General features: G+C 43.4%; 10 protein-coding genes and 1 pseudogene. All 11 read left to right on the forward strand.

The window, feature by feature from the left end:
• Positions 1-244 precede the first annotated feature (244 nt).
• Entirely contained in the window at positions 245-925 is a 681-nt protein-coding gene (locus JYB87_RS12475; RefSeq protein ID WP_207353810.1) for a TetR/AcrR family transcriptional regulator, read from the forward strand.
• A 158-nt stretch (positions 926-1,083) separates the two neighbouring features.
• Positions 1,084-2,079, forward strand: coding sequence for a porin (locus JYB87_RS12480; RefSeq protein ID WP_207353811.1), 996 nt, complete (start codon positions 1,084-1,086; stop codon positions 2,077-2,079).
• A gap of 141 nt (positions 2,080-2,220) precedes the next feature.
• On the forward strand, positions 2,221-3,936 hold the full coding sequence (locus tag JYB87_RS12485; protein ID WP_207353812.1) for an FAD-dependent oxidoreductase: 1,716 nt from the start codon (positions 2,221-2,223) through the stop codon (positions 3,934-3,936).
• Between the two features lies 1 nt (position 3,937).
• Positions 3,938-4,255: a cytochrome c3 family protein gene (locus tag JYB87_RS12490; protein ID WP_207353813.1), complete on the forward strand. Its 318-nt coding sequence runs from the start codon at positions 3,938-3,940 to the stop codon at positions 4,253-4,255.
• 485 nt (positions 4,256-4,740) lie between these two features.
• The gene (locus JYB87_RS12495) at positions 4,741-5,316 is read left to right on the forward strand and encodes an RNA polymerase sigma factor (protein WP_207353814.1); all 576 of its coding nucleotides are present in this window, start codon (positions 4,741-4,743) and stop codon (positions 5,314-5,316) included.
• On the forward strand, positions 5,316-6,395 hold the full coding sequence (locus JYB87_RS12500; RefSeq protein ID WP_207353815.1) for a FecR family protein: 1,080 nt from the start codon (positions 5,316-5,318) through the stop codon (positions 6,393-6,395). The genes JYB87_RS12495 and JYB87_RS12500 overlap by 1 nt, the downstream gene beginning before the upstream one ends.
• Before the next feature lie 191 nt (positions 6,396-6,586).
• Positions 6,587-6,844: pseudogene (locus JYB87_RS18915) on the forward strand (secretin and TonB N-terminal domain-containing protein); the annotation flags it as partial.
• A 69-nt stretch (positions 6,845-6,913) separates the two neighbouring features.
• The gene (locus JYB87_RS12505) at positions 6,914-10,000 is read left to right on the forward strand and encodes a TonB-dependent receptor domain-containing protein (protein ID WP_228729858.1); all 3,087 of its coding nucleotides are present in this window, start codon (positions 6,914-6,916) and stop codon (positions 9,998-10,000) included.
• Positions 10,001-10,229: 229 nt separating this feature from the next.
• Positions 10,230-11,429 carry an amidohydrolase gene (locus JYB87_RS12510; protein ID WP_228729859.1) on the forward strand — a complete coding sequence of 400 codons (1,200 nt, stop codon included), beginning with the start codon at positions 10,230-10,232 and terminating at the stop codon, positions 11,427-11,429.
• A gap of 142 nt (positions 11,430-11,571) precedes the next feature.
• Entirely contained in the window at positions 11,572-12,675 is a 1,104-nt protein-coding gene (locus tag JYB87_RS12515; protein WP_207353818.1) for an amidohydrolase family protein, read from the forward strand.
• Positions 12,676-12,686: 11 nt separating this feature from the next.
• Positions 12,687-14,423 carry an amidohydrolase family protein gene (locus JYB87_RS12520; protein WP_207353819.1) on the forward strand — a complete coding sequence of 579 codons (1,737 nt, stop codon included), beginning with the start codon at positions 12,687-12,689 and terminating at the stop codon, positions 14,421-14,423.
• Positions 14,424-14,457: the final 34 nt, after the last annotated feature.

Raw genomic sequence — 14,457 nt, forward strand, 5'->3', positions numbered from 1 at the left:
CGTTAAACGTGATGAAGGTTTTATTTTCTATAGAATCAATACACAAATCTCACCACGGGTAATTTTTTAAGATTAAATTAATAAAATAGCTATTATTTTAAGCTTTATTTACAAAAATCTAATTCATCTATTTTTGTAATATTGCCATAAATTCCCACAAGTACAAAATGTACCCACCAAACATGATAACAATCACAAAACGACCTCCAACCAAATTATAATATTTTTCGCGGAGGTAGCCACTATGTCAGAAATTGAAAACAAAATAATTGAATGCGCATCCCAGCTAATATCATTAGAGGGGCTATCCTCATTTTCATTCACAAAACTGGCTAAAATGTGCTGTTGCTCAAAATCAACACTCTATTCAAATTTTGACAGTAAAGAAGATCTCATCATTGGCATTTATATCAAAAAGGTGGATGAGATTGTTGCATTCAACAAATGCATCATTGCCAACCCACAATTTAGTGCTGCAGAAAAATTAATAATGGGCTGTATGTACGACGTAGTACGTGTAGCAATGGACTATAAATCTTCAGACAGAGTCTCTTTAATTGCTGCCACCGCGCAAATCTACCAATTCGCGTCAAAACACTTACTCTGTCGATTAAAGGAATCATTACTGGCACTGAATGAAACATTTAACCAGATTGAACAAGAACTGGTTTCAAATTGTAATTTGAAAGAAGATCGAATCCACCAAGCCCTTAAGACTTATCGACTACAAGCTAGAGGCATTGTAAGTTGTGTTTCAAACAAAATATATGTAGAAAACTGCATTTCATCGACGATTGAAGAACTTTATGATGGATTCGTATCAATCATTGCACCAGAAATAATTGAAAATACATCTATTTCATTTTTGGATTGTTTCGAAATTATCAATAAAAACTTAAAAAACAGATGTAATACAGACATCTAAATTTAAACAATAAAAATCAGTTTCAAATCTCATGGTTTAAAAAAACCTTGAGGGCTAGTAATGCTCAAAATTAGTTGAATTGGATTTAAGAGTTAATTGTTACTGCACGTTGCAGTAAAAGTCATGTCACTGAGAAGTTAGATATTTTGGGGAATAATATGAAAGCTTACAAATTTGCTATTGGGCTTATCGCACTGTCATGCACTAGCGCTTACGCAGCTGATGGATTTTACGGTGAAGCCAATGTTATGGCCAGTTGGAAAACAGGCTTAGATCAGCAGACCGGTATCGCAACTGGCTATGCGGGTTACAAAGATGGTCTGAAAATCAAAGATATTGGCGTAGATTACCAACTAGAAGGCTACTATGCTGCAAGTGGAGATCGTTTTGTAAATACAACAGAAAGTGATGAATTTTCGATTCGTGTTGCTTCATTAGTATTTAAAACCGACTTAGGTGCATTATATGTTGGTAAAGGTTATTCCGGTGCTTACATGAACCTTTACAAACGTGTCGATATTCATCCATTCACTAACACCGAACAATATTCAATGAATAGAATGTTGTTCAAACAAGGGAAATACTCAGACAATATCATTGCCTATATCTCACCATGGTACAACTCTTCACTAGGTGACTTTCAGGCTAAAGTTGCTCTGGTAAACCCACATTGTAGAGATCATGCAAATGATGATGTTCTAGTTGGTCGCTTATTGTACAAAAACGGTAAATTCAATGCTGCAATTAACCTTAACAGAATTGATGAAAATTTTAGTGGCAATCCAAATAACCATACCTATAACCGTTATTCTGTTGGTGTTGATTACTCATTCGACCATATCACTATCGCCTATACTGGTGAATTTAGTAAAAGCGCTTTTTATGGTGTAACTACTGAAGGCTACGACGAGCAAGTCCACACAGTTGCAGTCACCACAACAGTTGATGACTTTAAATATGGTGTGTCTTACCAATTACGAAATTCAGACTATGAGATAAATGATGATATCGGATTAGCCATTGGCAGCATTACTTACGCATACGATAAAAGTTTGGATTTCATGATTGAGTATGCAACTTATACTGGTAGCAATGAATATTTAGACTACGCAGAAGATCATTCATTTACGGTTGGTGCTCGCTTCAAGTTCTAGATTACAAGCTAACACTTACATTTTAAAAACTTAATTCATATTTTGCTTCAACAGAAGCAAATAGGATAGTTACGCTTAAATTTATACCGATATTAATTAATATCTAAATTGATATCTAATTGTAACTAATATGGTGAAATTATGATAAATTCAAAAACAGATCTTTCAAGAAGAAGTTTTATTAAAGGAATAGGCGCCACAAGTATCGCCGTTGGGACGTCTGCAGTTTTCAGTGAGTCAGCAGAAGCCAAAGATGTCGTTAAAGCCCCAGAAAATGTATATGAATCGGTTTTAGGTGACGACGTAAATTGCATCTATGTCAAAAAAGGTGATTTTAACGGACCTAAAGGCCCTATCGGCTTCGAAAATCGACAAATAGCAAAAAGCGAAATCACTAAAGAATATAACTGTGATGTTGCTGTCGTCGGCGGCGGTATTTCAGGACTGATTGCAACATTAAAAGCCGCTGAAGAAGGCGCAAAAGTTGTTTTAATTGAAAAAATGACGGAAGGCCGCGGGGCATTTGAATGCTTTGGCTCAGTAAACTCTCGTACCCAACGCGAAGCTGGCGTAAAAACAGATAAAGCAGTTTTGCTGGGTGAAATGCATCGTTCTGCAAGTTATCGGATTGGTCCAGATGTGGTCAGAACCTACGTTGAAAAATCTGGCGAAGCCACTGACTTTATGGAACAGATGTTCAAAAAAGGTGACAAGGGATTTGTGATTGCACCAATGCCTTTGCGTCCAAAATACCCTAATACGGGCGCTCCCGTGATTGATGCGGAGTGTATGTTCTACAACACCCCAGGACTTCCAAAAGATGTACGTTTTAGAAGTGGTCATGTCGGTGTTTACATCATCCAAGACTTAACAAATACCGCGAAAAAACATCCAAACGTTACCGCCAAATACAGTACACCTGCAGCGCAATTGATCACCGATAAATCTGGTCGTGTTACCGGCGTGATTGCTAAAGAAGATGGTAAATATATTCAAATTAATGCGAAAAAAGGTGTGATTCTGGCAACGGGCGGTTATGACGCTAACCCAGAAATGATGAAAGCCTATCTGCGTCCTGAAGACTACTCTTCCGCCTCTTGGTGGAACCCATGTTGGGGCACAACCGGTGACGGTCACATGATGGGTCTTAAAGTCGGTGCAGCGATGGATCCCGTGCCACACGCAGTGATGAATTTTACCTTCGGTAGCCCAGAGTCATTCCACATTCCTGCGGTGCGTACACTCCGAGCGATGGGGTTATACGCAGTGGTTAACGATGACGGTGAACGTTTTGTTCGTGAAGACGCAGCCTTCCAATCTATTTCCAATGCAACCAACCGACAAGCAACCTTTGGTAAAAAAAGCTGGCTGTTATTTGACGACACCATGATCTCTAAAAATAAAGAGATCTTTGATAAAGCCATCGCGGCCTTTGCACAGCTAAAAACAAAGGGTTGGTTATTTGAAGCAAACTCTGCAGCAGAGCTGGAAGCCGTAATGAAGATGCCAAAAGGCAACTTGGTCAACACCATCAATAAATTCAATGCCTTCAAAAAGGCTGGCGTAGACCAAGACTTCAACCGCGATATGGAATTTGCCAAAGAATTTGACGGTAAAAAATATTACGCCTTGGTTTGTAACAGCGTCATTCTCGCTACTGTAAGCGGCTTGATCATCGACGAACATGGCCGTGTATTGAATAGCAAAGGCAATGTAATTGAAGGGCTTTATGCTGCAGGTAACGCTTCTGGTGACTTCTTCTCTGGTAATTACCCTCGCCACATTCCTGGTACTTCTATGGGCCGAGCAATCACCTTTGGCTATCTGTCTGCACTACACGCTGTAAAAGGAGCTTAATATGAAATATTTAACAAACCGTAAACTAAGCTTGGCAACTATCCTGCTATTTTCAGCGATGTCTGTTATCGGATTTAGTGCAAATGCTGATTCGTCAATTGACAAGATGCACAAAGGCTACGACAAAGCCGAACAATGTTTGGGATGTCATGGTTCTTATGAAGAAAATGCCAAAAAAACTGCAAATCTAGGTAAATGGAACCCACACAACTCCATTCACGGCGGGTATGTTGACTGCACCAACTGCCATAAGCAAAACAAGGTAGAGAAAAACTACTGTGCCTACTGCCACGAGTACCAACCTGCTGCTAAAAAGTAATCCTAGTTAACAGTTAGCTTTTACTGCGCCAGCTCTGACGTTCGCTCCCGGACGTATTACCCAAACTCAGGGTTGGCGCAGTTCTCATGCTCATCATCCACCCCAGAACAAATTTGTTAAAGCGGTAGATACTCAGCAATTTTTTTGCTCGTGATTTCGATAGCTCTGGCCGTTTAAAAGGGCTGATTATCGACAACGCGCGTCACTCGCTTTTGAGAGTTTCACTTCTTCATCCCAACTACGCATTTTATGAAATTTTGCTAACACTCCTATCAATTAATCAGCGTAAACATAAAAATTTACAACTAATGTTAACAATACGTTATTGTAAATTAATGTATATCTCATATAGAGTGTCTATCAGCGTAATGGGACTGATTTCAGACAAGAAATGTCCTCTTCGCTATCTAACTTACTATTTCCCAATAAAATTTGCGCCAATGTGGGGTTGAGTTTCGTTCTAAATAAGTTGCTGAAGGGGGGTTATGTCTAATTCAGAGAAAAGTGAGTCGGTAATCTCTGTGTATGCAGAGTGTAAATACTCCCTACGAAAAATGATCAGTAAATACCTTAATCGTGCCAGCGATGTTGAGGATGTGCTGCAAGAAACCTTCACCCGCACCTTTGCGGCAGATAAGAAAAAATCGATCGATTTCCCTAAGCTGTACCTTTTTAAAACGGCAAAGCATCTCGTCTACAACGAAAACATAAACATCACCAATACGTTAACCGAATATTTAGATGACTTCGCTTCATTTAAAAACCCTTCCAAGTCAGAGAATCCGCTCGATCTGCTTACCGAAGATGAAGAACGTGCATTACTGCAGCAAGCGATGGCAACATTACCTGAACAATGTCGTCGCGTAACCCATCTTCGACTTACAGAACATTTTGCGGTCAAAGATATCGCGGTAGAACTTAATCTATCCTTGAGTACTGTGGAGAAACATCTTGCCAAAGGTATTGAACGTTGCGACCGATATATGCGCGAATTCGTTAATGAGTATCAAAGCCAAGAGTTTCAAGAGTCTCAGCTGCACGGTAAAAGGGAGTCTTGTTAATGCCAAGAATTGTCAAATTCCCTAACTCGTTGGAACGCATTCAAAGTGAAGCGGCAAGTTGGATCAGCAGAATACAAACTGGCAAGCTGTCCGACTCGGAGCAAGCTGAATTAAGAGCTTGGGTTTCACAAAGCAAGACACATGAGCATGAATTAAGGGTCATGTCAGAAAACTGGGATCGATTGCAATCGATGGCAGATCGTTGCAACGAAACAGCATCTCAACCTCGCGACTTAACCCTAAAAGATTCAAAACATTCATCACAATGGTCCAAAACTGCAATCCGTTTGGTAGCAGCTGTGGCACTGATTGTGACGATTCCATTTATGTACATTGAACTGGTTAATCAAGGCTTAGATCAGGGCACAAATGGACAATACGCCACAGCTGTCGGCACTCAGAAAACATTGACCTTGGCAGATGGATCAATCGTCACGCTCAATACCGACAGTAAGCTGGTCGTGAACTATAACGATGATATTCGAGAAATTACTCTTGTCCGCGGAGAAGCTAATTTTGATGTTGCCAAAGATAAACAGCATCCATTTATCGTTAAGGCTGGCCATGGAGATGTGCAAGCCTTAGGTACTAGTTTTGCCGTTAGACTAGAGGGTGAAACAGTAGATGTGTTGGTATCGCATGGTACGGTGAGAGTTCGTGCAGATGAGCAAGTAATCACCAAGCAACAAATCGATAACCCTGAAATTTCCTCCGAAGAACATAAGGCCAACCATCAACAGCAAGTTGTCCTTGCAACAGCCGGTAAACGAGTGGTGTTCGACCAAAAAGTTGTCAAATCCGTCACTGAAGAGCCTAAGAAGGATCTCGAAAGACATCTGTATTGGAAAAGAGGATTTCTGGACTTCACCGAGCAGCCACTCACCCAAGTCGTTGAGGAAGTTAGCCGCTATACCAATTACAAAATTATCATCTCCTCTCCCACACTGAATCAACTGCGAGTAGGGGGCTACTACCCTATTAATAATTTGGATACCGTGTTTGAAACACTTGAAATGAACTTTAACCTCGACGTTAAAAAGCTGGAAAACGGTACATTTATCATCAAGGAGAAAGTCTAATTTTCAATTAGTTAAGATTTTTTCAAAAATTTTTCAAATTTGAGTAGCGGTTTTTGTTTCAAATTTGCTTGTTATGTTGCAAGGCTGATAAAAGCTAAACAGATGATTAACATTTACTCAGCCGATACGTGGGAAACATGATTGAGAGATATTGTCGGAAGACTAAACACGTTATTTTTTTCATGCTGTTGATGTTGCCCCTAACAATCTGGGCTCAGGTTGCTACAACATCATCAGAGAGAATCGTAACGTTTAATATTCTTTCCGCTCCAGCGTCTGAAAGTTTAAAACACTTCGCTGAGCAGACGGGTCTCGCCATCTTATTCCCACACAACTTAGTTGCCGAGTTACATACCCCCAATGTTAACGGCAGCTATTCCATTCAAGACGGACTTAACCTGTTACTTAATGGAACAGGTCTTAGCGGAAATATCTCAGCTAAAGGCACTATTTTCATCAAGGTGGCCAAAAAAGCTGGGGACACATCTCCGACACCGTCGCTGATAGAAGCAAGCAAAATGAATAATTCTGAACCGAAATTTAAAATTAAAAAAACCGCGCGAAGTGTTATTGCATCTTTACTCGCTGCAGCTTCAGCCACGTCTTATGCTCAAGATGTCGCTGACGATAGCGCAGACAAAAAAGAGAAACAGCCACAAGAGAAAATCACTGTTGTGGGTTCCCGTATCGCTGGCGCCTATGTAGGTGATGCGCTTCCCGTCAGTGTGATCGGTACTGATGAAATTGAAGCAATCGGCGCTGTTTCTGGCGATGAGTTGTTTCGCTCCATTCCACAATTTGGCGACGTTAGCTTCAACCAATCCTCAGGGCAAACTAGCAGTAACTTCGCTCGTGGCGATGTGGGCTCAGTCGATCTACGCAACTTAGGTGTCGGCAGCACCCTAGTGCTGATCAACGGTCGCCGTGGTGTCAATTACCCAAGCAGTCAGGCAAGTGGCACTTTTGCCCCTGTTCTTACCTTTAACTCCAACACCATTCCTATGAACGGTGTAAAACGCGTTGAAATTTTGCGCGATGGCGCGGGGGCAATTTATGGCTCTGACGCTGTAGCAGGCGTCGTCAACATTGTACTTAACGACGATTTTGAAGGCGCAAAGGTTGAAGCTCAGTATGGTACCGCTGAAGGTACCAATATGGACGAAGTCAATCTCAGCGGTACGTTTGGTAAAAGCCTTAACAATGGCAAAGGTAATATCAGTCTATTTGTAAACTACACCGACCGCTCGGCCTTGCTTGCCTCAGATCAGGAATTCTCTGCATCTGGCGACTTGCGTCCGCTATTTGTGGGAACAGAGTTCGAAGGCTCTGGTTCTCTTCGAAATGACAGTACCACCCGTCCTTGGGGTAACTTCCAAACAATTGGTGGGATTCCGGTTTACCAAGATGGCAGTTTACTTACCAGCTCTGGTGGCAGCTTCCACGTGCAGCCATCAATGAACGCCGGCTGCCGAGCAAGTTTAGGCGATGGTATTTGCCTTGATGACGGCTCAGCATCAACCACCAGCACGGATGAAAACACTCGCTGGGATGCGCGCCAAAATTATCCCATCGCCTTAATGCCAGATCTTGAACGTCTTAATACATTCGCGATGGCAAAATATGATCTCTCTGATAACTTGCAGCTGTTCGGCGAAGCCAGTTACTACCGCGGTGTCACCAAAAGCATTCAAGACAGCGTGTTCTCAATTGGCTCATTACAAATGAGTATTCCAGCATCAAACTACTGGAACCCGTTTGGCCCAGTTTACTTTGATGATGGCACCTTGAATCCGAACCGACTGCCAGGGATTGATGCCCCAGAGGAAGGTTTACCTGTCACTATCAGCACCCTACGTTACACAGATTTAGGACCAACCAACGTTCGAGTAACCGCTGAACAATATCGTGTTTTGGGTGGATTACGCGGCAACACCGCTAAGTGGGATTGGGAAACTGCGATGTTTTACAGTGAGGCCACTGTAGATGATCGCCAAGAAGGGATAAGTTCAACTGCCTTACAAGAAAACTTGGCACTGTCGACACCTGACGCCTATAACCCTTTCAATGGTGGTGACCCATTAAATCCTGGTAGTGATACCACTATCAGTTCTCAAGCTGCGATTGATGCAATTTCTATTGAATCAAACAGAAAGAACAAAACAACACTCTTTCAAATTGATGCAAACGCTTCAACACCTGATCTATTTACCTTGTGGGCCGGTGATGTTGGCGTAGCAGTAGGCGCTGAATTTAGACGCGAAACTCAGCTAGATGATCGCGACCCTAACGTTGATGGCACTAACCTCTGGTATGACTTTGTCACTGGTGTACAACAAGATAGTAACCTGTACGGTGTGAGTCCTACGCCGGACAACTACGGCAGTCGCAAAGTGTTTTCTGCCTATGCTGAATTGGCGGTGCCATTAGTCAGTGAAGAGATGCAAATCCCGCTAATGCAATCGCTCTCGATGCAAGTCGCTGGTCGTTATGAGCATTACAGTGATTTCGGCAGTGTCGCAAAACCTAAAGTCAGCGCTTCATGGGTGGTTAATGATTATGTACGCTTCCGCGGTGCATATTCTGAAGGCTTTAGAGCACCTAACTTGGAGCAGGTAAACGCGTCGATTGTGACTCGTGGTAATAGCCGTACTGACTGGGTGTTGTGTGAAGCAGACTTAAGAGCAGGTCGTATTGACAACTTTTCCGATTGCGATGCCAGTCGAGTAGCCACTGCTCGCCGCTCGGGTAACCCAGATCTGAAAGCGGAAGAGTCCACTAACTGGACCACAGGTATTGTATTTATGCCTGACTTTCTGCCAGAAAGCTTAGGTCATTTTACTATCTCGGCTGATTACTGGTCGATTGAGCAAGAAGGAATTGTTGGCGTCTTTGGTGAAGGCAATGCTTTGATTGTTGACTACCTAGAAAGGATGCAAGGAAGCTTCAACCCTGACGTATCTCGCCGAGAGCCAACCGCTGATGATATTGCTCGATTTGCCGGCACAGGAATAGATCCTGTAGGGCAAATCATGTACGTCGATGACATGTATCGCAACTTACAACCACAGAAAGTTCGTGGTATCGATTTAAGTTTGATCTGGCAAAAACGTAATACGGAATTTGGTAGCTTCGATTTCAATTTAAGTGCATCACACTTACTTGAGTATTCTCGCGGCAATCCACCAGCGATTGAAGCACTATACACCGCAAGGGATGCCGGACTGATCAACGAAGGTACAGAGTTGCCAGAGTCTTCTGACTTGATTGAGCAAAACGGTAACCCAGATTGGCGCGTTTCTTCGTCATTAACATGGTCATATAACAATCTACGAGTGGGCACCAACGCAACCTACGTATCTGGCTTCTATGACACTTCGTTATTAAGTGCTGGTAATTACTGGCACGTAGATGACCATACCGTGGTCAATCTCTACGCTCAGTACTCGTTGCCAGAAGATATTCTGATGGGAACTAAGGTCAAAGTGGGGATCCGTAATCTGTTTGATAAACAACCCCCATTGGCAGACGAAACCTACGGTTATTACGGCGCCGTACACTCACCAACCCCAAGATACTTTTACATTAACTTCCTGACTCAATTTTAAGTTTTGAGTGATATGGCATTGGCTTAACTGAGCCAATGCCAGTTTTCAATTCGATTAATTAAAGTATCTTTTCTCAAGGAATTAGAACTCTATGCCTACGTTTAAATTAATGACGCTAGCGCTGTTGGTTGCGTCATGCGGTTATGCTAATGCCGCTAAACAACTGCCCTACCCTTCAACTTATACAGCGCCAGAAACCCAAAATTATGCCATTGTTGGCGCCACCATTATGCCAGCTAACGGACCTGAAATTACTAACGGTGTCGTTTTGCTTAAAGATGGCAAGATTTACGCTGTTGGACAGGACATCAAAGTACCAAAAAACTTTGAAGTGATTGATGGTCAAGGTAAATGGGTAACACCTGGCATTATCGATATTCACTCTCACCTCGGCGCTTTTTCATCACCTGGTATTCCTTCAATGAGAAACGGTAATGAAAAGACGGATAAAAACACCGCTGAAGTATGGGTAGAACACTCTGTTTGGCCGCAGGATCCAGCGTTTCAACGTGCTCGAGAAGGCGGTGTTACCACCATGCTGGTGCTACCCGGCTCTGCAAACCTATTTGGTGGCAGATCGGTTGTCATAAAAAATGTGCCCGCAGCGACTGCACAAGAGATGAAATTCCCTGACACCCGCTACGGTGTGAAGATGGCCTGTGGCGAAAACCCTATCACCTATGCAGCCAAAGGCCATGACCCTTATACCCGCATGGGGAACATGGCAGGATTTCGTAAAGCATTCATCGATGCACAAGAATATCTCGCTAAGAAAAAGAATGGGTCTCCCGTCAAAGAAGACTTAGAGTTAGAAACTTTGTCTGGTGTGCTTGCTGGAGACATTGACGTCCATATCCACTGTTATCGCGCCGACGAAATGGCACAAATGGTTGATCTTTCACATGAATTCAACTTTAAAATTAACAGTTTCCATCATGCAACTCAGGCATACAAAATCGCTAACTTGCTAGCTAAAGAAAAAATCGCGGTTGCGACTTGGTCCGATCGTTGGGGCTTTAAAATGGAGGCTTACGATGCTGTGCCAATGAATGCTGCGGCACTGGAGTGGGCTGGGGTAAATGTCAGCATTCATTCTGATAGTAGCGTATTAATCCAACGATTAAACGTCGAAGCCGCGAAAGCAATGGCACAAGCGAAACGAGCTAATCAACCCATTTCGCGTGAACAAGCACTACGCTGGATAACACTAAATCCGGCGGAAAAAATGGGGCTCGCTGACCGAATTGGCAGTATCGTCAAAGGCAAAAATGCCGATGTGGTACTTTGGGATCATGACCCGTTCAGCATCTACGCCAAAGCAGAAAAAGTCTTCATTGATGGCAAGGTGGTCGTCGACCGAAACAGCCCACATACCTTCTCTTCAGATTTTCTTTTAGGACAACCAGTTTCGGAGTCCCACTATGAATAAGTTTAGTTTTCTTGCGCTTTTTGTATCACTTTCACTTTGCCATACAGCCACAGCCGAAACCCTGCTGTTGAACGACGCCCAAATTATCACTGCATCGAGCCAAGGGACCTTAAGCAATGGCGATATTTTGATTAAGGACGGTGTGATTGTCGAAGTATCGCCAAAAATCACCGCTAAAGCAGACAAAACGATTGAGATGGCTGGCAAAGTCATCACCCCTGGCTTTATTAATTCTGAAAGCTCGTTGGGGATCACCGAAATTAGCGGTGGAGCTGATGCCAATGAAATGTCATCAAAAGATAAATCTTTCTCCGCCGCCTTTAATACCGCCGATATTCTGAACCCTTACTCAATTGCGGTTCCCATTGCACGTCGAGGTGGTGTTTCAACAGTAATCGTGGCACCAAGAAGCAATGGAGATAATCATTTTGCAGGCTTAGCTACTCAATTCACGCTAACTGATAGTCAAAATGAAGTACTCAATACCGAAGGCATTGCGGAGTTTTGGGACTTCAAAGCAATAGCCGAGGGTCGAGGCGCAACGATTACGCGTTTTAAAGAAGAATTAGCTGATGCAACGTCATTTGCTGAAAATAATGATGTCTTCTACAAAGGCCGCCTAAAGTCTCGGAGCTGGTCGTTATACGATTTGAAGGCGCTTGAACCCATTGTAAAAGGTGAAAGAGTGTTAGCGCTTCGAGTGGAGCGAGCCACTGATATTCGAGCCGTATTACGGATCCTCAAGGGCACAAAAATTAAAGCCGTACTTGTTGGGGTTGCTGAAGGTTGGATGGTAGCCAAGGATATTGCTGCATCAGGCGTGTCCGTTGTTGTTGATACCACAGAGAACTTGCCAAGCGATTTTGATGTGGTTAACGCAAGCAATGAAAATGTGCGGGTGTTATATGAAGCCGGTGTCAATATTGTCATTGGTGGCGCGGGTTCAGCACACGACACTGGTAAGATCCGTTACTTTGCCGGGATGTCTGTTGCAAATGGTTTGCCTTATGACGCGGCTATCGCTGGTCTAACAGCTAATGCTGCAAAGGCGTGGGGACTCAAAGATGTTGGTAGTATCCAAAAAGGAATGCGCGCAGATTTAGCAGTATGGGACGGAGACCCTTTAGAGCCACTCTCCTTGCTAACTGCGTTATATATTCAAGGTGAAAGCCAGTCGCTTGTCACTCGCCAAGATCGCTTAGAGCAAAAATATATTCCGCAAGCAACCAATGTATATCAGAAGTAAGGATGCTTGATATGAAATGTAGTCAATATTGGATGGGGATCCTCTCCATCGCATCTTCAATTAGCCCCCTGGGTGGTGCTGTTGCAGCAGATACGCTATTTAATGATGTCACCGTTTTTGATGGTACAGGCAAACAGCCATTCGTCGCAGATGTACTGGTTAAGGATGGCAAAATCGCCACAATTGCTAAGCAAATTCAAGCAACAACTGACGCTGAAGTTATTGAGGCTAAAAACTTCACCTTAATGCCTGGATTAATCGATGTGCATACCCATTGGACAGCAAGTCGGGCAGAAATATCTACGGCGATGCTGACCCATGGTATTACCACAGTAACCGATTATCACTCATCACCGGACTCCTACGCGGCTAAACGAGAATGGCATAAAAGCTTGATTTCGCCACACGTGCTTTATGCCGCGCGGATAGCGCCTCCTGGTGGGCATGGTGCTGATTGGGCCGATGAAAAAATGACGCGTCTTGTTGCCTCAAAAGAGGAAGCAAAAGCAGTTCTGGAGTATCTAGATCAGTATCAACCTGATTTTATTAAAGTGTTTGCTGATGGCTGGCGCTATGGCAATCCAGAAGAAAATACTGACATCAGTCTGGATGCGTTTGAAGGGATAGTAGAGCAAGCGAAAATCCGCCATCTGCCAGTCGTAACCCATACGGTAACTGTCGACGGCGGGATAAAAGCAGCAAAGGCAGGTGTGACAGCTATTGTGCACGCTATGCAAGATGAAAAGGCGGATGCAAGACTCGTCGAACTCATGAAGCAAAAAGCTGTGTATTACGCGCCAACCTTAGCGGTTTATGAGCCTAGACCAGAGAAAGTTAAAAAGTTGAACCCTGAAAAACTGGCTCAAACCAACGAGAGACAGGGGTTTTCAAAATATAACTTAGGCTTGCTGCATGATGCCGGTATCAAATTGGGCTTAGGGACTGATTCTGGGATCAGTAAAACACCATTCGGGGAATCTTCTGTACGGGAGCTTGAGTTATTGGTGGATTTTGGCATTTCCCCCGCTGAGGCCCTTGTCGCAGGAACCAAAGGCAGTGCCGAAATAATCGGTGTAGATCAAGTAACGGGTACGATTGAAGTAGGAAAGCGCGCAGATTTGCTTCTGATTGAAGGCAAGCCTTGGAAGCAAATTTCTGATATCCGCAACCTTAAAGCTGTGTGGGTTGATGGTAAACCTGTCGTGAAAGATGGTGCACTAGTTGGTCAACAAGGGCCATCGGTGCCTCCCGCAATCAAGATTGGAGCGGTCATTGATGACTTTGAACAGGGTGCGTTGACATCACTCGCTAGTGTGAGAAAAACCAACATTGATTATGGTTTTCCTCGCAGCACAATTTTGATGCAACCTAAGCTCAAATCAGTAACAGAGAGTAACCACGTATTGGATGTTATGGTGGCATTAGAAAACAAAAATGCCCCTTACGCCCAATTGGTATTTCCACTAACACCTGGCGGCTTCGTTCCCGTAGATGCGAGCCGCTATACAGGGGTATCGTTTAGTGTGAATGGCAACGCCAGAAACTATACCGTGGTACTCGATAGCTACAATGGCAAGAGTAAAGCAACGCTCGAAGCAATCTCAGGTTGGCAAACGATTGTGGTCCCATTTAGCAAGTTTGAGGGTGATTGGGATAAAACGTCCTTAACAGCGGTGTCCATTGAAGTTGATGGCAAAGCCGAAGAACAATATTGGATTGAGCTTGATAACGTAAAATTTACCGAGTAACAAAACGGCACCCTAGATAACTCCCGATCAAGGG

Source organism: Shewanella avicenniae (assembly GCF_017354945.1).
Taxonomy (GTDB): domain Bacteria; phylum Pseudomonadota; class Gammaproteobacteria; order Enterobacterales; family Shewanellaceae; genus Shewanella; species Shewanella avicenniae.